Genomic DNA, 23128 nt, shown 5'->3' on the forward strand with positions numbered 1-23128 from the left:
CTTCACTCAACCATTACGCTTGCTTTTCGCCCAGTTCAGGTCGAATCCGCAACAAGTAGTTCATTTTCGCCACCAGCATCGTATCATTTTCCAGATAGGCGAATTCAGCCCCCCCGGAATTGTTCGTCCATTCTTCCCCCGGCTTGCTGATCACATCGGCGATCCGCAACTGTGTAGGACTCATGACGGCCGCGGCAATAATGACCTGTCTGTCGCCGGATATACCTGCATGAGCGTATCCGCGCAAATGACCCAAGACATAGATGTTTCCCGTACAGCGAACGATTCCCCCCGGGTTGACATCCCCGAGCAGGAGCAGGTCTCCCTCATGCTCGAGGACCTGCCCCGAACGAACTGTATTCACCTTGACGGAAAAATGGGTCTTTAGTTGTTCGGCAAAAGCCTCTTCTTTTGTAATTACATCCGCCTCGACGGTATGAATGACCAGATTTCCCTTCTGCCGGATGATCCGGGTCAACTGTTCCTGTTGCTCGGGCGACAAGTAGCGCTTGCCCAATTTAATGGAGACCCGAATGAGCGGCCCGGACAAAATCTTTTGATGGCTATGCTCTATTTTTTCACGCAAATCGGTCAGCAGTTCGTCGAAGGAACAGGTATCGTCCATGAAGAAGACGAGCCCTTCCTTTGTTCCTTTGATTGTGACCTTGCTTTTCACAGTCGTCACCTGTTTCACCTCGACCGATACCATTCGCCATACGGAAACTTTTTTCCTGCTCTGCTTGAAAAATTTGCCGAAACGGGTCAAATGACGCCGGAACTCTTGTTATTGCTTGGTTGGAGTGGAGGTGGCAGAAGCATTCGCAGATGCTGCTGCCGGATGCAAGACACCAGGATTCAGTTCATCGTACGCTTCCAGCAAGCGGCGGGCGATCGGGCCAGTTGCGTCCGAACTGGAGGTGCCGTCCTTCAAGCTGTTCGGCGCTACGACAACAAATACGATTTGCGGATGTTCATACGGAGCAAACCCGACGACCAGCGCGTTCTCTGCGCGGCGTCCTGTTTGCGCCGTACCGGACTTGGCTGCCACCTTGTACGGCAAGCCGGTAAATGCTCGGGATACGGTACCGCCCGGCTGGGTAACCATGTACATCCCTTCTTTTACCACCTGGATATATTTCGGATCGATATTGACGCGGTTCAGCACTTGCGGCTCGATCAGCGTCAATGTCTGGCCCTGCTTTTTCGGGTCCGTCGTCCCTTTGCGGATTTCCTTGACAAGATGGGGACGAATCCGGTAGCCGCCGTTGGCGATTGTCGATACGTACTGCGCAATTTGCATAGGGGTGAACAGGTCGTACTGCCCGATCATGGCATCGGCCAGGTTCCCGTAGTACAGGTTCGTGTTTTCCCAGCCTGTTTGTTCTCCGGGCAGGTCGATCCCGGTCTTCACCCCGAGGCCGAATTGGGCATTATAGAAATCAAGCACGGAAAACTGTTTTTCCCAGCCTTGCGTCCCTTTCTTCGACAGGCGGATCGCCATCTCGTACATGTACGTGTTGTTGGACACTTGCAGGGCGCGCCGGGCGTTGACCGGACCATGTCCGCCCGCCTTCCAGTTGCGCTTGTACGACGTCCCCACTTGCAGGCCCCCCCGGTCGTAGATGGTCTCGTTCGGAGTGGTCAACCCTTCCTGCAAAGCGATCATGACGGACAGCGGCTTGTACGTGGAGGCCGGCGGGTACGGAGTGTAAATAAAGCGGTTGGACTCGTTCGGCAATATCAGCGACGAGTACACCTTGTTAAACGCTTTGCGGTCATAGTACAGGTTCAGGTTGTAATCCGGATAGCTGGCCATCGCCAGAATTTCACCTGTGTTCGGGTTCATTGCCAGCACGTGTGCATCCTTGAATTCCTTCGGAGTAGACGGCCGCTTCTTGTACGCTTCGACCTCTTCCTTCAGAATCGCTTCCACCTTGCTTTGGAAGCGCCAATCCAGAGCGAGCACGAGATCGTTGCCCGGCTCCGGCGCCTGACGCATCGTTTTTTCCACGGTTTCCGAGTTTTTGTTCACGTGGACGTCCATAATGCCGTCTTTTCCCCGCAGGTACCGCTCGTAGTACGCTTCCAGTCCCGTCACCCCTACGCGGTCGATGGCATTGTAGCCCTGCGCTTCGTACTCTTTGAGGCTCTCTGGCCGAATCGCGTTGATGTAGCCAAGGAAATGCGTGCCAAACGCCCCGTCGCTCAAGCCGTCCGGATCTTGCATAATCTGCCGCACCGGCTCCATCACGACGCTGATGCCCGGCAACTCGGTCCGTCTTTCTTCAATCTGGAACATCTCCTGCTGCGAGATGTTCACCTTCACGCGCCTTGGAATATAGCTCGCCATCTGCGGAGAGCGCATCTCCTGCAAAAGAGACAGCTTGTGCCACTGGAACTGGCGCTGCTGGTCCGTCAGCGGCAAGGGCACATCCAGATCAAACAGCGATGCGTACCGCAGCAAATCCATATCCGACTTGTCCGACAGCTCTGCTGGCGTCGGGAGCGTTCTAAGCTGCGCCTTTACTTCCTTGATCAGATCATCCCTGTCTTCCTTGTCGAGCACAAGCGGGAACTGCACCTTCGCGTTGATCGCAGCCTTCAGCAGTTCCAGATCGGATAACCCGTCCAGAGCGGTCGCATTGGCGTTTTTCGTGGCAGTCTTCAGCTTGCTGAGCACCGCCTCCCGCTCTTTATCATCGAATGGCGAACGCACTCGCAAGCCGACGTACAAAGCTGTCTTGACAAGATCGTAGTCGGACATCGCGTCGATCTGCTCCTGCTTTGGCAGCTGCTGCAGCTTCGGCGTAATCAGCGCCTTTAGTTCATCCGTTTTTTTGGCGTCAAAAGCAACAGGCAGCGTGGACCGCAGCTCGATCGTTTTTTTCAACAGCTCTTTGTCGGTCCCCAGCTTTTCACCGTCGGGAATCAAAATCTTCGCCAGGCGATCTGCCACTTTTTCTTCATCAATGTCCTGTCCCTGCTCTTCTACATATTGCACCGTATATACCGGCTTGTTGGAGACGAGAACCGTCCCGTTTTTGTCGAGAATCCTGCCGCGCGGCGCCGATATGGGCAGCTCGCGAATGCTGAATTTCTCCAGCTCATGCCGGTACTGCTCGCCTTCTACCAGCTGCACGAAGGCGAGACGCAAAATAATAGCGGCAAAAAACAGGAATACGATCAGAAACAAAACGTTCAGCCGAAACGGGATATGTGATTTCGGCTCATTCGTTTCCTCCACGACTTCTCCCCTCCTTCCAGGTACGTCGTATTTACGCTATTCCGGGTGCAAGTCTCTTTTTCTCGCCTGAATCTTGTCGCACATTCTCATCATCGGGACATACACCAGCAAGGCAAACACGATGTTGAAAATGACGCTGGGCAAAATTTGGCGGGTCAGCATCCATTGGACGTCGCTCGGAGCGTTGGAAAACAGCCGAAACATGCTGTAGAGCAGCCATTCATGGCCAAACAGGATGACGGCGCTCGCCACGAAAACCATGCCAAAGCCTCGTTGGAACAAGAGCACGATCAGACCGGCAAAATAGCTCGCCACCATCATGGACATGGTGTAAATGCCGATGACCTGGCCGTACAATACGTCCTGCAAAAAGCCAAAGGCAAGGCCGTAGTAAAGCCCTTCCCGCCGCCCCAAAAACATGGAGATGAAAATGCAGCATACCAGCGCAAAGCGGGGTACTGTCGTCCATGACAGACCCCACGTAGATGCCGCAAACACCTGAACGACGGTACCTTCCAGAATAAACAGAAGCAGCACCGTCAACGTCAGTACAAAGCGCTGCATTACTGTCCCCCCCCAACCGAAGCGGTGGAAGAGGTTCCCGCCTTGTCAGCGTTTGGCATTGTTGTCGTCGTCTGGCCAGCCGCTGTGCCCTGGGGGATCAGCTCGCCGTTTGGGGAAACAGCGAAGCTGCGCTCGACGATCATAACTTCATTCAACTGGGAGAAATCAGCGCTCGGCTGAATGTACGCTGTCTGCGTCAGACCGTAATCGTCCGGCTCGACCCTGACGACGTAGCCGATCGGCAAGTTGCGCGGAACGACACCGCCGAGTCCTGAAGTGATGACCTGCTGCTTTGCTTCAATTTTCTGTCCCCATGGAATTTTCCGCATGACAAGCAGCCGCTCCTGTGGATCGTACTCCTCAACGACGCCGCTCACTGGATGGACGGTTGTCTGCCCGTTTACCACCTGGGTCGTCTGAATCACGGCAGAAATATGATCGAGCCGCTCGTAGCTGGTCAACAGCTCGACTGTCGACGAGAAGTTCGCCACGCTCTGCACCCGACCGATCAGCCCTTTGGACGTAATGACAGCCATGTCTTTCCGGATGCCCTGGGTCAAGCCTTTGTCAATAGTAATGACGTTGTTCCACGTATCCGGGTTACGCGCCACTACTTCTGCGAAGCGAAGCTGATACGATTTGAGCGTGTCCTTCGCTTGCAAGGCATCGCGCAAACGGGCATTTTCCGCCTGCAAATCCAGCAGTTCAGCTGACATTCGGGCGTATTGATCCAGCCCGGCTTTCAGCGCCTTGTTTTCTTCATAGACGTTGTAAGCATCGTTTACTTCCTGAAAAAAGCCGGAAACAGCCTGGGCAGGGCGATAAAAAAAGCCCTGCACCACGCTGAAGGTATCCTTGAAAAACATTTCTGGCCACGTCAGCCTCACCCGCTCACGAGAAGTAAAACCAACTACGGAGATGAGGAGAACCAGGCCGACGAGTACGATAATAAGCCGCTTGTTCCCGAAAAACGACATGCCCTGACCTCCGTTTATTTACCCCGTTTTTGTCGGGAAGAGGTGATGCCGTGCTTTGATTTAAACAGGTGAATGTTCTCCAACGCACGTCCTGTTCCGATCGCTACGCAGTCGAGCGCATTTTCCGCCACATGCACAGGCATACCGGTCTCTTTGCTGAGCAGACGGTCCAGGTTGCGCAGGAGCGCCCCTCCGCCAGTCAGTACGATGCCGCGATCCATGATGTCTGCCGCCAGCTCCGGCGGACTTTTTTCCAGTGTCACCTTCACTGCTTCGACGATGGCAGATACTGTCTCGGCCAGCGCCTCGGCAATTTCCGAACTGCTGACAGACAGCGTCTTGGGCAATCCTGTCACCAGGTCGCGGCCGCGGATTTCCACGTTTTCCGGCTCATCCGGAGCGATTGCAGAGCCGATCTCCAGCTTCAAGGTCTCTGCCGTGCGCTCCCCGATCATCAGATTGTATCTGCGCTTGATGTATTGGATGATCGCCTCATCCATCTCGTCGCCAGCGACGCGAATGGAACGGGAGGTTACGATTCCGCCAAGGGAAATGATCGCTACTTCTGTCGTACCGCCCCCAATGTCGACGACCATGCTCCCGGTCGGTTCCCATACAGGCAGATCGGCACCGATCGCCGCCGCGAACGGCTCCTCGATCGTGTGCGCTTCTCTCGCCCCTGCTTGTTTGGTGGCATCTTCCACGGCGCGCTTTTCTACCGCCGTAATTCCGGAAGGCACGCAGACCATGACATTCGGACGCCGGCTGAACAACCCCTGATTTTTTTGCGCCTGATTAATAAAGTAGCGCATCATCGTCGCTGTCGTATCGAAGTCGGCGATGACGCCATCTTTCATCGGACGAACCGCCACGATGTTGCCCGGCGTGCGGCCGATCATGCTCTTCGCTGCGTTCCCCACCGCTTCGATGGTATTGTTGTTCGTACGAATCGCTACTACCGATGGTTCTCTGACGACGATTCCTTTGCCCTTCACGAAAACAAGTGTATTGGCAGTGCCGAGGTCAATCCCCAAGTCACGTGTAAATCCACCAAACATAATAAAACTCCTTCCGAATATTTACGTCGCAAGCACATTTTCTTTCAGAAGTACCCTTGCTCTTTCAAACTCACGTACTTCCCGTCCCCAATAATAACATGATCCAAAAGGGTGATCCCTACCAGTTCTCCCGCTTCCCGCAAAGTGTGCGTAATGGCAATATCTTCGCGGCTGGGCGTAGGGTCGCCACTCGGATGGTTATGCAGGCAAATCACCGATGCGCTGCTTCGACGTATCGCTTCCTTGAAAACTTCTCGCGGATGGACAATCGAAGCGTCGAGACTGCCTACAAAGATCGTCTGCTTGCCAATCACATGGTTTTTGGTATTGAGAAAAAGGCAGACGAAGTGTTCCTGAGTCAGGTGAGACAGCTCTGGTATCATCAAATCGGCCACGTCACGAGGCAAACGAATGGATGCGCGGCTCTGCCGCTGCACGCCTGTCAGCCTTCTTCCCAGTTCAAACGCGGCATGCAATTCGATCGCCTTGACCTGACCGATTCCCTTTTGTTCCATTAACTCAGCGTGAGAGGCTCCGGCCAAACCTCGCAAATCTCCGAATCTGGCCAACAAGCGCTGAGCTAGTCCAAATGCAGATTCTTTCTCGGTACCTGTCCGCAGCAGTATGGCGAGCAATTCCGTGTCCGACAGATGGCCCGCTCCCACGCGAAGCAGTCTTTCGCGTGGACGATCATAATAAGGGACGTTTTTCCCTGCGTTTTTGTTACAGGTATTTGTTGCCATTCATACCGACCTCCAGCCACTTGCATTTGACCGGTAACGGCTGGCTACGGAGTCGGACTTGAGAAGCTGCTGCCGTTGCCGCTTGAACTACAGGACAGTGATGCCAAAGCGGGAAAGCATCCTGGCCGTCAATGCCAGAGGCAGGCCCACCACGGTAAAGTAATCGCCTGTGATGCCTTCCACAATCGTGGAGCCGATCCCCTGGATGGCGTACGCCCCCGCTTTATCCATCGGCTCGCGCGTTGCGATGTACGATTCGATCTCTGTTTTGGCGAGCGGGCGAATCCGGACCCGGGTGTGGCTGTGTGCGACTTCCTCGCGGCCCGATGCTGCATCGATCAGCGCGACACCGCTGTAAACGGTGTGCTCGCGCCCCTGCAGCATCGTCAGCATGCGAAACGCTTCTGCCTCATCTGCCGGTTTGCCCAAAATCTGATCGTCCAAAACAACGATCGTATCTGATCCCAGCACGACCCCTTCCTGTTGCAGAGAGGCTACTGCCCGGGCTTTGCGAACCGCCAGTTCTTCCACCACTTCATGCGGGGACAAACCCGGCGCAGTCGTCTCGTCCACGTCGCTGGTCTGCACCCGAAAAGGAATGCCCAACGTCTGCAACAGCTCCCGTCGACGCGGCGAGGAGGAGGCCAGAGTGAGAGTTGTTTCTGTTTTCATCATTTTTCAACCTACTTCATTCGACGATGTATCCAAAATGCGAGGGCAAGCCCTCCCACACTGGCCAGATTTAGTTTTACCTGAATGGTAACGTCGTACTTCAAAATTTCTAAATCAGCCGATGGTGACCAGGTGATCACTTTGCTTTTTGTCAGGAAGGGGACCCATGGACCCAAAATTTCCCCGATAATGCTGCCACACAATAGTCCACAAACCAACAGAAGCAAGAGGATCAACGTTTCCTTCCCCATAACCTTCCCACTCCCTGTTTACTAGGGGTTCTCTTTTTGCCATCAATAAGTGTAGCAAATGGCGGGGGGCGAAACAATCCCCGAATGCTCCTGGTAGTTACTGTAAAGAAAGAAAAGACTTCCTGCAAGAAAACCTTTGCGGAAGTCTCTCAATCGGCTGATTATTCGGCTTTTTGCGATTGCTGCACCCATGCGGCGTAATTCTCCAAATACTTCAGCACGCCAGCCTGGACTTGCCACGCATACGACTCTGCACTCTTCGCCTTTTTCCCCTGATTCGCCTCTGCCATTTTGCCTCTGGCGTCCATCGCCTGATTGATGCCGCTGACCATTTGGCTAACATACGGCGTCTTTTCTGCCTGCGACTGAACCAGGCGGCCCTCCTCCAGAAACTGCCGGTGCTGCTCCTTCATCTCAGCGGCTTCTTCCTGCGAAAGGGCTGGCTGCGCGCTCGCAATTACTTGTCCCGACTGAGCGGAAAGCGTCTGGGCCAGTTTCATTCCGTTGGCGAAAAACGCGTTCCAATCCGGTTTCGCACTGCCGGAATCCGCTGCTGCTGTCACCGCTACCCTTCCTTGATAGGCAGGGAAGGAAAATTCTTTGACATATACATCGACACCTTTGCTCTTCAGGCTCGAAGCGAATCCGAGAACGGCATCTCGCGTCGGCGCCGCCGCTGCGAACACGTACTGGTTCGCCTTGTTCTTGTACAGCAGATGGGGCAAGCCCAGCTTGTCGAGCGGTTCAACAGCAGCCTGCGGAGCGGTATCGGGCTGGAACACACCTGCCTGCGCCACGTACATTTTCACCTCCGGCAGCTGCACATCCACATCCGAAGATACTGCGGCCGCCGATGCAGCAGGCGTCTCCGCCATCGGAAGCTCCATTCCGGGGAGGACGGGACCTGCGACCGGGAGCTGCGTTCCCGCCTGCGTCCCGGTCGCATTTTGTGCGGTCAACGTCTGCACCGTGTCGTTCAGCACATGGCGATACGACTGGGACAGCTCTTTTTCCGAAAAGACAGTGAGGACGAGAAAACCGAACAGCAGACCGATCGCAATGGCTCCTCCTGTCGTCAGCACGGTCCGGAACACTGGTCCCTGGCTCCAGGATGAGAACAGGCGATTGACGGGCTTTTTGCTGAACGCTCTCTCCTCGTGCACATTCGCCGGATAATCGCCGCCGTCTTCCGGCACGGCCCCTGAATGATACACCGGTTCCCGGGTCGTCTCCCTTTCCGCCCTGCCGCGCAGCTCCATCATGCGGTCCCAGGCATCATTGCTGTTTTTCAATAAATGCTGCGGCGGAAAAGGGATCGGCGTCCGCTTGCCTGGCACCTTTGCCGCTCCCGGTTCATTTCTTTTCGCGTCCTTTCGCTTGTCGCTTTCCTGTCCCCAAAACCTCCCATTCATTTTGACTATGACATTGCTTCTTTTTTCTCCGCTCACACACATGCCCCCCTGTTTGACAGGCTTTCTACCAGCATACGTTCGTCAGGGACAGGTTATGACCGGGATGATCGCATCAGGCCTGCAGCAGTTCGAGCGGCAGTCCGGGCAAAATGCACGGCGCAGATGAAAGCAGGAACACTTCACCGGGACAAAAAAACCGCCGGGCAGGGGATCATCCTGCGGGCGGTTTGCGATTTCCTTTTTCTCTCTCATCCGGGCTCCAGGTCACCAGCAGGCCGGCGTGGACGAGTCCGCCCCCGAAGCCGTAGAGCAGCAGCGTGTCGCCCTCCTTTACGGCTCCGGAGCGAATGCCCATCTCCAGGGCGAGCGGGATGGTCGCTGCCGATGTGTTCCCGTAGTATTCGAGGCTGTACAGTGTCTTCTCGATCGGAAAGCCGCTCTTCTCGCAAACGGATTCGATCATGCGCAAATTCGCGCTGTGCGGGATAAACCAGTCGACGGCATCCAGCGTCATCCCTGCTCGGCTGACGACCTCGTGCATCCCTTTGGGAACCGTGGAAGCCACCCATTTGTACACTTCTCTGCCGTTTTGCACGATGCGCCCGTCTCCGGCAAGCTCGCGCCCGTACATTGTTTTGGACAGACCGGAACGGTATACGTGAATGCCGCCGTCCCCTTTTGTCCCCAGCCAGGAAGCGTGGAAGCCCTGGTTATCCCCGTCGCGTTCCACCAGGACTGCGCCTGCCCCGTCTCCGAACAGGATGCACGTCGTTCTGTCCGTGTAATCCGTCACTTTGGACAACGTCTCCGCAGCGACTACGAGCACTTTGCGGTGCAGTCCCGAGCTGATCAAGGCGTTGGCCATATGCAACGTATACGCAAAGCCTGCGCAGGCAGCGCCCAGGTCGAGCGCTCCGGTCTGCGCGATGCCGAAGTGGGCCTGAATCTGGCTGGCTACGCTGGGAAACGGGTAGTCTGGCGTAGAAGTGGCGACCAGGATCATATCGACGTCGTGCAGCGACTTGTTGTACGCAGCAGCCATGTTTTCCACCGCCGCGATCGCCAGGTGGCTGGTAAACTGATCAGGCGCGGCTATGCGCCGTTCATGAATGCCTGTTCGCTGTAAAATCCATTCGTCAGAAGTATCCACCATTTTCTCCAGATCGGCATTCGTCAGCACACGCTCGGGGACGTAGGTGCCGATCGCGGTAATTCGCGCCTGTGATGGCAAGGTCATGGTCTGTCACTCCCCTTTTGATTATGACCTTATTATAACACTAAGTATTAGTATCTGGTAATAATAATTTCTGTGCGTGTCTCCTCGCCGTTCTCCTTCTGCGCATCTGAAAACCTGGATGCGTCAAGCCTGCCTTTGGCGGTGCCTTCGTGGAAAAAAGACGGTCCAAAAAGGAACGGCAAAAGGGGCGTCCTCAAGTCAAACATCGACTTTTGAGACAGCCCCTTTTTCCTAATCGATTGCTTATTTGCCGAGCTTTTCCGCAAGCCAGAAGGCGGATTTCCAAATGTCGCCCGCCCCCATGGTCAATACGAGATCGCCGGGTTGGATCTGTTTGTACAGCTGTTCCTGCACCTGTTCCTTGGTCGGGATGTACTGCGCACGCGCATGGCTGTTGGTGCGTATTTTTTGCACCAGCACTTCGGACGATACGCCCTCGATTTTGGCTTCACCTGCAGGCGAATAAATGTCCGTGATGATCACTTCATCGGCGTCTGCAAACGCGCGGCTGAATTCGTCCATGAGGAAATAGGTGCGCGTATAACGCTGCGGCTGGAAGACAGCGATGACCCGGCGGCCGGATGCTTTCGCGCCTTTCAGCGTCGCCATGATTTCCGTCGGATGGTGGGCGTAATCGTCTACGACGAGAATGTCACGCGCCTCTCCGATGATCTGGAAGCGCCGCTTGGCTCCGCGAAACGTGGCGAGGGCCCCCGCAATTTGCGCGAAAGACAGGCCCGCGTCGAGGCAGACGATGATCGCCGCCAGCGCGTTGGCGATGTTGTGCTTGCCGGGAACGGTCAAGGCCAGCTCACCGAGCAGCTCCTCCCCGCGATACACCTGGCAGCGGCTGCGGCGATCCCCGCATTCGATGTCCACTGCCCGAAAGTCGGCCGTGCCCACAAACGGCTTTTCGATCGCGTAGGTCACCACGGTTTCCTGAACGGTTGGCAGCACCTCGCGCACATGCTGGTCGTCGATGCACAGGACCGCTTTCCCGCCTGGCTTCAGATGACTGAGAAACTTCACGTATGCCTGCTTCAAATTATTAAATTCGCCGCCGAAATGCTCCAGATGATCAGGCTCGATACTGGTCACGACTTCATACATCGGCCGGTATTCGAGGAAAGAGCCATCGCTCTCGTCCGCCTCGGCGATGACGTAATCGCTGCTGCCCGCCTTTGCGTTCGTGCCGGCATTCATCAGTTCACCGCCGATGATAAAGGTCGGATCGACGCCGCACTCCTCGAGAACATGGGAGATCATGGAAGTCGTCGTTGTCTTGCCGTGCGCTCCCGCTACCGCCACACCGGTTCGCTCGTTCAAAATACGTGCGAGCATCTGCGAGCGGTGCATGACGGGAATGCCTTTTTCCTCCGCTGCGATGACTTCAGGATTGTCTTTTGGAATACTGGTGGAGTATACGATGATGTCTGCTCCCTCCACATGGCTGGCAGAATGGCCAATATGTATGGCCGCGCCTCTCGCTTCCAGCTTCTTCGCCAATTCGTTCATGGCAACATCAGAACCGGTCACCTTGTATCCAAGGTCGATCAAGACGCGGGCAATTGCACTCATACCATATCCGCCTATGCCCACAAAGTGGACGTGCTGGGCCTGATCCACCCTATTCACCTGCCTCTTCTACTGTAGTGGGAAAAAATGCGCGCACTTGTGCGATGAAGTAGAGCGATCCACAGACGACCAACCAGTCATCCGCCTTCGCCGATTGCTTCTCCCGCATCCACGAATGGAGAAAAGCTCGCCAGTCGGGGACGGTCGTAAGCTTCTCCTCGTCCCATCCGCCTGTGCGAAACGCATCGTACAACGCCTCGGCATCTGCCGCGCGAGGAAAGTCAAACACAGTCACATTCAGGGACGCGATCCGTGACTGAAGCGGCCGCAGCGTCTCTGCCATCCGGGAAAGCGGCTTATCTGCCAGACCGGTAAACAGCAGATGCAAGCGGACGCCTTCGGGCAAAAGCCGCTCCAGGCTGCCGGCGAGCGCCTCCATTCCTTCCCGGTTGTGAGCTCCATCCAGGATCACCAACGGTCTTGGGGAAACAATCTCCAGACGTCCTGGCCAGCGAGTTTGTTGCAGGCCGCGAACGATTTCTTCTTCCTCCAGCAGGAACGAGAAGTAGTTTCGCAGCACATCGATGGTCATGAGCGCGACTGCCGCATTGTCTGTCTGATGGATTCCGTTCATCGTCAGGCGATACGTTTCTTCATTACGGCGAAGCATGCTGCGATAGCGGAACTGCTGCTCACCGAGCTGCTCCTCGACCTGTTCGGCGGAAAAATGCGTACCGATTTGATAGAGCGTGCTGCGCGTCTGCTTTGCCTTTTCCTGCAGGACAGCCAGCGCTTCCGGACGGCGTTCTCCGGTTATGACAGGAACTCCGGGTTTGATAATCCCCGCTTTTTCCCGCGCGATATCGAGCAAGTTGTCTCCCAGAACGTTCGTATGGTCCATCCCGATATTCGTGATGACCGAGACGAGCGGGAAGACGACGTTCGTCGAATCCAGACGGCCGCCCAGCCCCGTTTCCCACACGACCACAGCCGGCATCGCCACTCTCGCGAAGTAGAGGATGGCGATGAGCGTAATGACTTCAAACTCCGTCGGAGAACCGAAATCCGTCTCTGTTTCGCAGCGCTCCACCAGGCCCTTCACTTCATTGGCCAGTTGGAGCAAATCCGCCTCGGAGATCATGCTGCCGTTGTAGCGGATGCGCTCACGAAAGTCGATCAAGTACGGTGAAGTAAATGTACCGACACTGTACCCTGCCTCCATGAGCATCTGGGTCAAAAACGCGCAGGTCGAGCCTTTTCCATTCGTGCCCGCTACGTGAATATAATGCACTCTGCGCTCGGGATTGCCCATTTCTCCAAGCATCCACTGCATCCGCTCCAGCCCCGGCCTTTGGCCGAAGCGGAGAAGTCCGTGCAGCCAGTCAAGGGCTTGCTTGTAATCCTCAAATCGCTCTTCTGCATGCATACTACCATGCTCCATTCTCAAAAATATGCGCTGTGGGAGCGGATCATTCGCTCTTCAATTCAGCTAAACGAGCAATTACTTTCTCACGCTTATCCATGTAATCGGCCATTTTCGCCCGTTCTTCCGCCACCACTTTTTCCGGCGCTTTCGCCATGAAACCAGGGTTGCTCAGTTTCTTTTCAATGCGCTCCACTTCATTGTGCAGCGTCGCCAGCTCTTTTTCCAGACGTTTTACTTCCTGCTCCAGATCGATCAGACCCGCCAGCGGCAGGAACAGTTCAGCCCCGGTGATGACAGCCGACATGGCTTTGTCAGGAGTCGTCAGCTGTTCGCTGATTTCCAGACGCTCCGGATTGCAGAAGCGGACGAGGTAACCTTCGCCGCGCACAAGCCGTTCTTTTGCGAGAGCGTCGCTCGGCTTGATCAGCAGCTCGATCTTCTTGGACATCGGCACGTTCACTTCTGCACGGATATTTCGCACGCTGCGAATGACGTCCATCCAGAGGTTCATTTCCGCTTCCGCATCGGCAAAAATCCATTGTTCGTTGACAGTCGGCCAGGCCGCAACCGTAATGCTCTCGCCCTCATGCGGCAATGCCTGCCAGATTTCTTCCGTGATGAACGGCATGAACGGATGCAGCAGACGCAGCGTCTGGTCTAGTACCGTCACGAGCACGGATTGCGTCGTCTTTTTCGCCGCTTCGTCTGTTCCGTACAGCGGCAGCTTCGCCATCTCGATGTACCAGTCGCACAGGTCATCCCAGATGAAGTTGTAGAGGACGCGGCCGACTTCCCCGAACTCGAACGCATCGGTCAAGCGGGTCGCATCCGCGATCGTCGCCTGCAGGCGGGACAAAATCCACTTGTCTGGCGTGGACAGCTCGCCGGACAGGTCGATGTCCTCGTAGCGGAAGCCTTGCAGATTCATCAGGGCAAAGCGGGAAGCGTTCCAGATCTTGTTCGCGAAGTTGCGGTTGGCTTCTACCTTTTCCCAGTAGAAACGCTGGTCGTTCCCCGGGGAGTTGCCTGTCGCAAGCGTGAAGCGCAGCGCGTCGGCACCGTATTTCTCGATGACTTCCATCGGGTCAACGCCGTTGCCGAGCGACTTGGACATCTTGCGTCCTTCGGAGTCGCGGATAATGCCGTGAATCAGTACGGTGTCAAATGGATTTTGTCCGGTAAACTCCAGGCCGGTAAAAATCATCCGGGCTACCCAGAAGAAGATGATGTCATATCCGGTCACGAGCACGTTCGTCGGATAGAAGTATTTCATATCCTCGGTGTCTTCCGGCCAGCCCAGCGTGGAGAACGGCCACAGTCCCGAAGAGAACCAGGTGTCGAGAACGTCGTTGTCCTGCTCCAGCTTGTGGCTGTGGCAGTTCGGGCATTCCGTCACGTCATCGCGGGAGACGATCGTTTCGCCGCAATCCGAGCAGTACCAGGCCGGAATGCGGTGTCCCCACCACAGCTGACGGGAGATGCACCAGTCGCGGATGTTTTCGATCCAGCGCAGGTAGTTGTTTTTGAAACGCTCCGGCACGAACTTGACGCTCTCCTCGCTCGCGGCGCTGGCGAGAGCGGCATCGGCGAGCGGCTGCATTTTGACGAACCACTGGGTGGACAGGTACGGCTCGACGACTGCGTCGCTGCGCTCGCTGTGTCCGACTTGATGGATGTGCTCCTCGATCTTGAACATGACGCCTTGCTCGCTCAAGTCCTTGATAATCTGTTTGCGGCATGCGAAGCGGTCCATGCCTTTGTACTCGCCGGCATTCTCGTTCATCGTGCCGGTTTCGTCCATGACGACGATCTGCGGCAGGTTGTGGCGCAGGCCCAGTTCAAAGTCGTTCGGGTCGTGCGCCGGCGTGATTTTTACCGCACCGGAGCCGAATGCAGGGTCCACGTAATCGTCTGCCACGATCGGGATCTCGCGTCCGACGATCGGCAGAATGACCGTCTTTCCTACGAGATGCTTGTAGCGCTCGTCTTCCGGATGAACCGCGACTGCCGTATCGCCCAGCATCGTCTCCGGACGGGTGGTCGCCACTTCGATGTAGCCGGTGCCGTCCGCCAGCGGGTAACGCATGTGGTGCAGGGCGCCTTTTACTTCTTTGTAAATGACCTCGATATCAGACAGAGCCGTGCGTGCCGCAGGGTCCCAGTTGATGATGCGGTTGCCGCGGTAGATCAGCCCTTTTTCGTACAGGCGGACAAATACTTCGCGAACGGCGCGGGACAGTCCCTCGTCCATCGTGAAGCGCTCGCGGGAGTAGTCAAGGGCCAGCCCGAGCTTCTCCCACTGCTCGCGGATGTGCGTCGCGTAGATGTGTTTCCACTCCCAGACCTTCTCGACGAACTTTTCGCGGCCGAGGTCATGACGGGAGATGCCTTCTTCGCGCAGCGTCGCTTCCACGCGCGCCTGCGTCGCGATCCCCGCATGGTCCATCCCCGGTAGGAACAGGGTGCTGTACCCTTGCATCCGCTTCGTGCGGGTGATGATGTCCTGCAAGGTCGTGTCGAGCGCATGTCCCAAATGGAGCTTGCCCGTCACGTTAGGCGGGGGAATGACGATCGTAAACGGGCGCTTGTTCGGATCGCGCTCCGCCTTGAAAAATTGTTTCTCGATCCAGTACGGATACCATTTGCTCTCTGCCGCTTTTGGATCGTAGTTCTTCGGCAGCAGCTGGTCGATGTCTTGCGTCGGTTGAGATGACATGCGTGACTCCTCCTAGAAAAAAATAAAAAAACCCTTCATCCAAAGGACGAAAGGATATTTTCGCGGTACCACCTTTGTTAACACGCAAAGCCAATACAGGCGATGCGTATTCCCTCAAACACGATAACGGCTGCGAACCGTTTCCGGCTGGACCATAGCCTTCACCGGAACAACTCCCGGGCGACCTTCCGTCATTCATCTCCTTAGAGAATCTCGCAGCAGGTGATTCTCCTCTCTGCCAAGGGCTCCTGACGTACTCTTCCCGATCATCGCTCATTGCATATGGAATTTTTGGTGACAGTTCATTGCTATTATATACAATCAGTCTGTTTCGCGTCAAACCCGGTTTCGTCAGCCTTGGCCACAGAGATGCCGAGCGCTTTTGTAAAGCCCAGCACACTCAAGATGTCCAGGATTTCTTCCCGCACATTGACGATTTCCACCCGTTTGCCCTGCGCCAGCAATTCTTTCGTCGTAAAAAACAGACTGCCTATTCCCGAAGAATCAACAAATGAGACGCCCTGAAAGTCGACAATCACGGATTGATTGCGCTCCCCATACTGCGAAAGCAGCTCTCCGACCCGGTCCCCTACCGTCATGTCCAGTTCACCGGCAATAAACAACGTGGCTTGTCCATTGTTTTCAGTCGCCCTATAGTCCATGCAAAAACTCCTCTCATCGAAATAGTACCGTCTAGCCATTCACCTTTTCTTTTGTACCCCGATTCATCGCCCGGCAAACCTCCATTCCCCGCGTTTACCCGAGCGGACGCGGCTTGCCCTCGTCAAACGCACTCCGCATATTCCGTACAGTGCGCTGCCGATGATGCGAAAATTACCGGCAAGTTCCACCTCCAGCCAACCATGCAGCTACTTTTTCTGACTGAATATTCCGATGGCTGACGGTGGCAAGCAGGACTGTCGGGACAACCCTCACACACGATCACAGGTAGTACCCTTTTGAGCAGATTACCGATCCAATGCAGTTGCTGGCGCGATGAAAGCGCCCAGATCCAGAACAGGCTGCCCAGCAGCGGTGCGTTCTGTCCCCTGAAACTGCAGGATCAGCACCGAAATATCGTCATGCTGCTGCCGTCCTCGCGTTATTTCCCGTATGTACGATTCCACCTGATTCATCACGGCCCGATCGTCATGCTCGTGTTTGTCCAGAATCAGGGCGAGATCGCTGAGCCATGACTGGAACCGGTGCCCCTCTTTTCTTCCCTTGTCCACCAGTCCATCGGTGTAGAGCAAGAGCAAGCCCGGCTCTCTCAATGGTACTTTTTCCAGTTTGTAAGTGCTGTCAGGCAAAAGCCCCAGTCCTACTCCGCCCGCGCAAGGCAGCTCTCCCCTTTTGCCCGCCGACAGGTAGAGGGGTTGGGGATGACCCGCGCGGCTCACCAGCAGCGCGTGCTCGTGTCCGTCGTACAGACAGACGATCATCGTAATGTAAGACCTCGTCCGGGACAAATCTTCAAAAAGAAGCTGATTGATTCGCGCCAGCACCTCGTCTGGCGACAAGCTTTTCTGCAAAACAGCCCGAACCGCCGTCCGGATGCCAGCCGCTAGGAGACTCGCAGACAAGCCGTGCCCGGAGACGTCCGCGACAATAAAGCATGTATAGCGCTCATTTATGCGGATGCAATCAATGTAGTCGCCTCCCACGTAGGTAAACGGCATGTACAGCGATCGCGCGCGCAAGGCGGGCAGTACCAGCTCTTCCTTGGGCACCAGCAAGGATTGCACGCGCCTCGCCAGCTCCAGCTCCGACACCACGTCGCGCAGCTCGCGCGACTGCTGATGCTGCAGACAGCGCAGCGTCAACCCGCGCACACTGACCAGCAACAGCTGAAAAAACGACTCCAGCTCCTTTTCCAGGCTGCTGTCTTCCCGCACCCAGACTTCCATGACAACGTAGCGGGGCGTCAACGCCGTGTCCAGCTTTTCGTGGACGACGATCCGCTCCTGGATCACCGTCAGCCCTGCCTGTTCGGTACGCTCTCCTCTGGCTGCCGTAAAGTAGGCGCTCCGGGCTTCAGATTCCAGTGACAGGCTCAAGTGGACGAGCGAGTCGATCCTGTCGTACCACGTCCCCACCAGCTCTTCCATCACGTGCTGCAGCGTCTCGAACGTCACTTCCCGCATGCTGTACTCATTGCTCGCCACGAGCAGGTACTGATAGTTTTCCTTGTGTCCCAGAACTTCTGCCAGCTGCTGGCTCGATTTTTTCGCCAGGGCCATCTGCTCCTTGCACTGGTGTTCCAGCTCGGTGGCAGCCTGCAGCGCCCGCTCCAGCAGCTGCCGGCTGCCGCGAATGGTCAGCCAGCAGCGCATCCCCCCGAGCAGAATGGCCGCCCACAAGCCGCCCTTTCCGTAACTGGGGAAAGCAGGGACAACAACCAGCACGGCTGCCGAGAGAAGCAGCATGACGAAGGCCATGATCGCATCCCATTTGCAAAACGCGAGCCGTTGAAACAGGCGGCGGTATTCAGGCATCTCCTGCCTTGCCGTCAGCCACTCCCCTGAACGGTTGTGAGCCAGCAGCAGGCACGCGATGGACACGGCCCCGCCGACAACCAGAGCGGCTGCCGTCTCAAATGGCCGCAGCATCAGGTAAACGGCAAACAGGCAGGTAGCCAGGATCAATCCCCCCTGTTTGATCCGGGCCTCCGCGTGCAGGAGCGCGTCCTGCCCCTTTTCCGCCAGCATCGTGAAGGCGGGAATCAGCAGAAACAGGCCGCCCTCGATATGAAAAAGCAACGGCAGATGACCGTTCGTCGCAGAGGCCATCTCGCTTAACAGCGCAATTGCCGTGAACGTCGCGACAAGCGTCACGCTGTCCCATACCGTCTTCCACAATTCGTAGGCCAGACGGACACGCTGGAGCGCATGCAGGGATAACAGAAAAAACGTATAGGTTAAAAAACTGACGGGCAAACAGATTTTTTGTACCCAGAGCAGGGGAACCAGCGTGAGCAGATTGCCAGCCCCCCACGTCATCAAACCCATTCCCTGCAAGCACGTCACATTGTACCATCGCCTGCCGGAAGCGGCTTTGCAGGCACTCCTCACGAGGTAGGCGCCCGCGAACATGCCAGCCCCGTACAGCAAGGCTTCCCAGATCATGTCCATCACCTTGTATGTAAGTCCTAATCGGTCCTGCCCATTACGTTCCCGTTTGTTTCCTGCCTTAAACCTCGCTGTTTTTGTCCCGGGCCTGTCTTCCCTCGCCGTCCACTCGCCCGGATAGCACTGTCACATCCGTTGACGCATAGAATAAAATGAGGTGATTTATATGAATTTCCGCTGGAAGTACAATCCCACTTATTTGCGCATCAAATACGGATTCAAGCAGGTCCTGATCCCTCTTATCATTTTTCAATTCATCCGCACCATTATCCTGCCTACCTCCTTCGATGTCGTCATTTTAGGCATTCTGGCACTGGCCTATGTGGCGATCACTCTCGACTGGTGCTAATCCAAAAGAAAAACAACGCCCCACGCGGTGAGACGCTGCTCGCTAAAAAGCCTGCTGGACCCAACGATGGAGCCGTATCAGGCGGTCCATATCTTTTTCCAGCCGTTTGACCGCGTACAGCTCGCTCCAGTCGCGGCGCCCGTTGTAGTAAATGTCGACATCCCGCATGATCCGCTCGGGGTAGGAGAGGAAAGCAGCCAGCAGCTCGATCTCCTCGGGGCGCAGCGGAAAGATGGCGGAGTAGTGGCGAAACAGCTGGGAAGCTCCGGTCTCATCACCTGCCATCTGAAAGTACGTCCGGTAGAACAAGGTCAAATCCCGGATCGGGGTGTCAAAGGCAGCGCGGTCGAAGTTGAGCAGCTTGCCTTTGCCAAACCGATCCAGCACGACATGCGCAGGATGCGGAGCACCGTGGACGATCGACAGGCGGAAACGCGCGTGGGTCTCATGTCTCTCGCGCCAGTCGAGCAACAGATCCGTCGCCGACCTGGCCAACTCCGCGATGAATGCCCGATTGGCGAGGAAGACCAGATCAAACGGCGATTGATAGGGACGCTCGCTGGCGGTCTGCGCCGCTTTTTCCACTTGCTTTTGCCAATATTGCCAGCGGGCGAGCAAGGAATCGATCAAAGGCTCCACCTGCCGCGGATCGTCGAAGCGGTAGTTCTGCGTCAAATGGTGCAGCTCTGCCAGCCTCTCCAGCGCAGGGGTCGCCCATGCCAGCGGCTGATCCTCTCCCGGCTCGCTGCGCGGATGCCAGGCCGTCAAATAGTAAGTCGCATCCTTCATCCGGACGATCGGATCGTCGTACTTCGTGTGCAAGAGGGGGACAGCCCCGTCCCACCCCCTCCGCTTCAGCTGGCGCAGCACGTCACTGATGTACAGAAGACGCTGTTCCGGCGCCTGCGTGCGCTTGCAGACGTACGAGCCGTAGGGAGTGATCGCCTTGAAGACATTGGGCTCCTTTAGAACTTCGATGCTCTGGGCGTACATGTCGTACTCCTGAAACAGCGGAAAAATGTCGTCAAAGCGGCTCATAATCTGTCTCACTCCTTGGTCGCTCGGCCCGTTCGGCAATGTGCCGCAGCAAAAGGTCTACCGCCTGTTGGGTTTGCAGCGCCTGCTCAATTCCTGCAACCGACGCCTCCTTGCTGTCCGAAACGCGATTTGCGTATGCTTCCACGCTCCTCCATACTTCCCGGGGGCGAGCCATAAACGCGAGCATCAACGTGTAATCCGCGTAGCTGAGCGGCTTGATTTCCTCGTAGCCATCCAGAAACGAGTCGATGCGGGCCAGGTCGCGGCACTCCACATAAAGATCGCGCAAATACCTCGCCACATCCCGCTGCTGCACGGACAGACTGGGTCGGAAAAAGCCGCGCAAGTACAACTTCCCGTTCATCAGTCCAAAGTTGTCGCCCAGAAGCTCCCGGTGAGACACGCTGACGGCATCCGGGGCGATGCTCTCGCTGCCGAGCATGGCAATAGACCGCTCCATTCGCTCCAACAACGGCTTCATCAGGCTCCCTACCCAGCGCTTTTCTCCTTTTTCCCTGGCGAACCTGGCACGGTACGATTCCAGCAGCGACTTCGCACGGGCGCATTCCGCCTCTGCCTTTATCTGCTCCTGTTTCAAATAATCGACCCCGGGCAGCAGCACATTGCTCTCCTGCTGGGACAGGTGCATCATGGCGACGACACGACCGCACTGATAGGCAGTATCTTTTTCTGGCGGCAATTTCTCCAGCTTCCGCACATGATCGGTCATCGTGACTCCCTGTTTGCCCGCGATGACATACGGTTTGGCATCACGAGTGCGGATGAAGCGTTCCACCTCGCGAAAGCCTTGACGCGCCAGTCGTTCGCGCCAGGCAAACGACCAGCGCATCACATCGACACGCGGCCAGACGTGCAATTCCTTGGGGCCCCGGTTTGTCTCCAGCAGGTAGCAATCGTCGAACGGTGTGACGCGGATGACGCGTGCCCGATAGTTTCGACAAACCTCGGAAAGATCGATCTTGTCCACGGTCCCCCACTCCTCACTGTGGAATGTAAAGGATTTGTCCGGCGACAAGCTGCTCGGAGGCCAAACGGTTTACTTCCACGATTTTGGATACGGGCAAGGAATAGCGCTGGGAAATCTGTTCCAGCGTCTCGTCACGCTGGATGATGCACATCTTCAGGCGGCTGTACCGCTCTTCTTTGTGCCGGATGAAGGAAGTCAGGTTTTGCATGGCCTCCAAAGTAGTCAGCGAGGCACTCGGCACAACCCCCTTCTGCGATGAGCTGGAGGAAGATTCGGCCTCCTGTGCCAGCATAGCTTCCTGCCTGGTGCGGCTCGCCTGGGAAAAGATGGAGGTCAGGTTCACATTGCCAGACTCTTCCCGGGACGGTTTGCCGGAGATCGCAACGCGCATCTCCCCCCCGTCGCCAGCTTCCTTTTCCGCAGTCGTTTCTGCAGTCGTTTCTGCAGTCGTTTCTGCAGTCGTTTCTGCAGTCGTTTCCGCAGCCGTTTCTGCCACCGGTTTCGCCGCTTCCTCCGCTGCAAGCGGGCTCTCCCGTTCCGTCTGTTCCATGGCAACGGGCATAATGTCCGGACTTTGCTGATCGTGAATCGCGAGGGACGCTTCCTCTGTCTCCTCCTGCTGTGCCGGCACGTCCGCCCACTCTTCGGACTGATCCCCATGGGCAACCTGCGCCTCGTAGACAGGAGACGAGTAGGAGGTTGATTCAATCGCGGGCAGATCCGCCGCTCCCCAGGAAACAGCCGCGTCCTCATACGTCTCATTCGGAGCGAAATGCTGCTCCTTGGTCGCGTACTCCTCCATCGGGTTGAAGCGCTGCTCCTCGGCCGCTTCAGTCACTTCGCTTACTTCGCCATAGGCTTGGTGCGGGTAAAATTCGCGTCCGGATGCTTCCACGGCCGGAACATCGTAAATGTCCGGGGTATCGTACATGTCCGGAGAATCGTACTGCGAAGCCGAGTCTTCCACCTCATAGGCTGTCGGTTCGGTCTGTCTTTCCATCTGCTGCTCCAGCATCGCCAGCTTTTGCTCGATTTCCTCCAGCGAGGCTGGCTGCGGCGCTTCATCCGCATGATCCGAAGCCACATGGGCGAATTGCCATTCCTCCTGTACGGCTTCCTGCTGCTCGAACGTCTCTGGTGGCTGACTGGCCGACTGGTCGGAGAGCGAGATCCCCATGATCTTCAGTTCGGCTTCGATCAGCAGCTGATGGGGCGATTCCAGCTTGTAGTCAAAGCTGTCCACGATGGCGTAAATATCGCCGATTTCCGCGATGCGCTCCTGGGGAATGGTAATGTTGAGCGGTATCCGATGCCCGATCTGTTCCTCCCAGCCGTAATACGGTCCTTCCGAGCCTTCTGGCCGAAACGGTGTGAATGACATAGCCTGAACCAGAGTTTCCGTCCCACCGCCGTCGGATGCAGCGGTATCCCTGATCGGCTCGTACTTCCCGGACAGTTGCAAGCAGCCTGTTATGGAGATGTACGAATCATTCTCCAGCACCTCTACATCCGGTACCAGCTCCAGCTCTTGCAATTCGCCTATTCCGGCTTTATCGGATGAGAGGAAAATGGTCTCCTTGATGGCAAACGACAGCAGCCCATCCTGTAATGCCATTCATGCTCCTCCTTTCAGGTGCAGGACATTTCCCTACACTATATGGACAGGACGAGCCGTTTAGCACATGAAAAAGTTTCGCAGGCGAATCTGCCGCTCCCATACAAAAAAGCCCGGCTCTGCACCGGGCTTTCT

General features: G+C 56.3%; 19 protein-coding genes and 1 other annotated feature. Of the genes, 1 reads left to right on the plus strand and 18 read right to left on the minus strand.

Features of this window, described 5'->3' with window-relative positions; all coding sequences use genetic code 11:
• Positions 1–13 precede the first annotated feature (13 nt).
• From minC to ACFSO0_RS07905, 15 genes are all read right to left on the minus strand, one after another.
• Positions 14–685, minus strand: a complete 672-nt coding sequence (minC, locus tag ACFSO0_RS07835; RefSeq protein WP_376878638.1) for a septum site-determining protein MinC — start codon at positions 683–685, stop codon at positions 14–16.
• Positions 686–784: 99 nt separating this feature from the next.
• Positions 785–3244, minus strand: a complete 2460-nt coding sequence (locus ACFSO0_RS07840) for a peptidoglycan D,D-transpeptidase FtsI family protein (protein ID WP_376878640.1) — start codon at positions 3242–3244, stop codon at positions 785–787.
• A 36-nt stretch (positions 3245–3280) separates the two neighbouring features.
• A complete protein-coding gene (gene mreD / locus ACFSO0_RS07845) occupies positions 3281–3808 on the minus strand; it encodes a rod shape-determining protein MreD (RefSeq protein ID WP_376878642.1) in 528 nt (175 codons plus the stop codon).
• Complete coding sequence (mreC, locus tag ACFSO0_RS07850; protein WP_376878644.1) at positions 3808–4785, minus strand: rod shape-determining protein MreC; 978 nt, start codon at positions 4783–4785, stop codon at positions 3808–3810. Before mreC ends, mreD begins: the two co-directional genes overlap by 1 nt.
• A 14-nt stretch (positions 4786–4799) precedes the next feature.
• Entirely contained in the window at positions 4800–5843 is a 1044-nt protein-coding gene (locus ACFSO0_RS07855; RefSeq protein ID WP_376878646.1) for a rod shape-determining protein, read from the minus strand.
• 44 nt (positions 5844–5887) lie between these two features.
• Positions 5888–6586: a RadC family protein gene (radC, locus tag ACFSO0_RS07860; protein ID WP_376878648.1), complete on the minus strand. Its 699-nt coding sequence runs from the start codon at positions 6584–6586 to the stop codon at positions 5888–5890.
• 87 nt (positions 6587–6673) lie between these two features.
• Positions 6674–7258, minus strand: coding sequence for a Maf family protein (locus tag ACFSO0_RS07865; protein WP_376878650.1), 585 nt, complete (start codon positions 7256–7258; stop codon positions 6674–6676).
• 11 nt (positions 7259–7269) lie between these two features.
• On the minus strand, positions 7270–7509 hold the full coding sequence (locus tag ACFSO0_RS07870; RefSeq protein WP_376878652.1) for a DUF4321 domain-containing protein: 240 nt from the start codon (positions 7507–7509) through the stop codon (positions 7270–7272).
• A 161-nt stretch (positions 7510–7670) separates the two neighbouring features.
• Positions 7671–8963 (minus strand): hypothetical protein, encoded by a 1293-nt coding sequence (locus ACFSO0_RS07875; protein WP_376878654.1) that lies wholly within the window; start codon positions 8961–8963, stop codon positions 7671–7673.
• A gap of 169 nt (positions 8964–9132) precedes the next feature.
• A complete protein-coding gene (locus ACFSO0_RS07880; protein ID WP_376878656.1) occupies positions 9133–10158 on the minus strand; it encodes a ketoacyl-ACP synthase III in 1026 nt (341 codons plus the stop codon).
• Positions 10159–10401: 243 nt separating this feature from the next.
• A complete protein-coding gene (gene murC / locus ACFSO0_RS07885) occupies positions 10402–11784 on the minus strand; it encodes a UDP-N-acetylmuramate--L-alanine ligase (RefSeq protein WP_376878658.1) in 1383 nt (460 codons plus the stop codon).
• Between the two features lies 1 nt (position 11785).
• A complete protein-coding gene (locus tag ACFSO0_RS07890) occupies positions 11786–13159 on the minus strand; it encodes a bifunctional folylpolyglutamate synthase/dihydrofolate synthase (RefSeq protein WP_376878660.1) in 1374 nt (457 codons plus the stop codon).
• A gap of 43 nt (positions 13160–13202) precedes the next feature.
• Positions 13203–15875: a valine--tRNA ligase gene (locus ACFSO0_RS07895; protein ID WP_376878662.1), complete on the minus strand. Its 2673-nt coding sequence runs from the start codon at positions 15873–15875 to the stop codon at positions 13203–13205.
• A 39-nt stretch (positions 15876–15914) separates the two neighbouring features.
• Positions 15915–16154: a binding site (T-box leader), on the minus strand.
• A gap of 32 nt (positions 16155–16186) precedes the next feature.
• Positions 16187–16537, minus strand: coding sequence for an STAS domain-containing protein (locus tag ACFSO0_RS07900; protein ID WP_376878664.1), 351 nt, complete (start codon positions 16535–16537; stop codon positions 16187–16189).
• 306 nt (positions 16538–16843) lie between these two features.
• Positions 16844–19000: a PP2C family protein-serine/threonine phosphatase gene (locus ACFSO0_RS07905; RefSeq protein WP_376878666.1), complete on the minus strand. Its 2157-nt coding sequence runs from the start codon at positions 18998–19000 to the stop codon at positions 16844–16846.
• A gap of 169 nt (positions 19001–19169) precedes the next feature.
• On the opposite strand from ACFSO0_RS07905, the gene ACFSO0_RS07910 reads away from it, so the two are divergent.
• Positions 19170–19352 (plus strand): hypothetical protein, encoded by a 183-nt coding sequence (locus ACFSO0_RS07910; RefSeq protein WP_376878668.1) that lies wholly within the window; start codon positions 19170–19172, stop codon positions 19350–19352.
• A 42-nt stretch (positions 19353–19394) separates the two neighbouring features.
• On the opposite strand, the gene ACFSO0_RS07915 is transcribed toward ACFSO0_RS07910, so the two are convergent.
• From ACFSO0_RS07915 to ACFSO0_RS07925, 3 genes are read right to left on the minus strand one after another with little or no spacing between them, the layout of a single operon-like run.
• Positions 19395–20390: a hypothetical protein gene (locus ACFSO0_RS07915; protein WP_376878670.1), complete on the minus strand. Its 996-nt coding sequence runs from the start codon at positions 20388–20390 to the stop codon at positions 19395–19397.
• The gene (locus ACFSO0_RS07920; RefSeq protein WP_376878672.1) at positions 20377–21378 is read right to left on the minus strand and encodes a phosphotransferase; all 1002 of its coding nucleotides are present in this window, start codon (positions 21376–21378) and stop codon (positions 20377–20379) included. The genes ACFSO0_RS07915 and ACFSO0_RS07920 overlap by 14 nt, the downstream gene beginning before the upstream one ends.
• 13 nt (positions 21379–21391) lie before the next feature.
• The gene (locus ACFSO0_RS07925; RefSeq protein WP_376878674.1) at positions 21392–22993 is read right to left on the minus strand and encodes a LysM peptidoglycan-binding domain-containing protein; all 1602 of its coding nucleotides are present in this window, start codon (positions 22991–22993) and stop codon (positions 21392–21394) included.
• Between the last annotated feature and the right edge of the window lie 135 nt (positions 22994–23128).

This window comes from Brevibacillus sp. GCM10020057 (assembly GCF_042683565.1).
Lineage (GTDB): Bacteria > Bacillota > Bacilli > Brevibacillales > Brevibacillaceae > Brevibacillus.

Excerpts from the sequence above, each read along its gene's own strand:
- mreD (WP_376878642.1), bottom strand. The coding sequence starts at position 3,808 with ATGCAGCGCTTTGTACTGACGTTGACGGTGCTGCTTCTGTTTATTCTG.
- mreC (WP_376878644.1), bottom strand. The coding sequence starts at position 4,785 with ATGTCGTTTTTCGGGAACAAGCGGCTTATTATCGTACTCGTCGGCCTG.
- ACFSO0_RS07855 (WP_376878646.1), bottom strand. The coding sequence starts at position 5,843 with ATGTTTGGTGGATTTACACGTGACTTGGGGATTGACCTCGGCACTGCC.
- radC (WP_376878648.1), bottom strand. The coding sequence starts at position 6,586 with ATGGCAACAAATACCTGTAACAAAAACGCAGGGAAAAACGTCCCTTAT.
- ACFSO0_RS07865 (WP_376878650.1), bottom strand. The coding sequence starts at position 7,258 with ATGAAAACAGAAACAACTCTCACTCTGGCCTCCTCCTCGCCGCGTCGA.
- ACFSO0_RS07870 (WP_376878652.1), bottom strand. The coding sequence starts at position 7,509 with ATGGGGAAGGAAACGTTGATCCTCTTGCTTCTGTTGGTTTGTGGACTA.
- ACFSO0_RS07875 (WP_376878654.1), bottom strand. The coding sequence starts at position 8,963 with ATGTGTGTGAGCGGAGAAAAAAGAAGCAATGTCATAGTCAAAATGAAT.
- ACFSO0_RS07880 (WP_376878656.1), bottom strand. The coding sequence starts at position 10,158 with ATGACCTTGCCATCACAGGCGCGAATTACCGCGATCGGCACCTACGTC.
- ACFSO0_RS07890 (WP_376878660.1), bottom strand. The coding sequence starts at position 13,159 with ATGCATGCAGAAGAGCGATTTGAGGATTACAAGCAAGCCCTTGACTGG.
- ACFSO0_RS07895 (WP_376878662.1), bottom strand. The coding sequence starts at position 15,875 with ATGTCATCTCAACCGACGCAAGACATCGACCAGCTGCTGCCGAAGAAC.
- ACFSO0_RS07900 (WP_376878664.1), bottom strand. The coding sequence starts at position 16,537 with ATGGACTATAGGGCGACTGAAAACAATGGACAAGCCACGTTGTTTATT.
- ACFSO0_RS07905 (WP_376878666.1), bottom strand. The coding sequence starts at position 19,000 with ATGATCTGGGAAGCCTTGCTGTACGGGGCTGGCATGTTCGCGGGCGCC.
- ACFSO0_RS07910 (WP_376878668.1), top strand. The coding sequence starts at position 19,170 with ATGAATTTCCGCTGGAAGTACAATCCCACTTATTTGCGCATCAAATAC.
- ACFSO0_RS07915 (WP_376878670.1), bottom strand. The coding sequence starts at position 20,390 with ATGAGCCGCTTTGACGACATTTTTCCGCTGTTTCAGGAGTACGACATG.
- ACFSO0_RS07925 (WP_376878674.1), bottom strand. The coding sequence starts at position 22,993 with ATGGCATTACAGGATGGGCTGCTGTCGTTTGCCATCAAGGAGACCATT.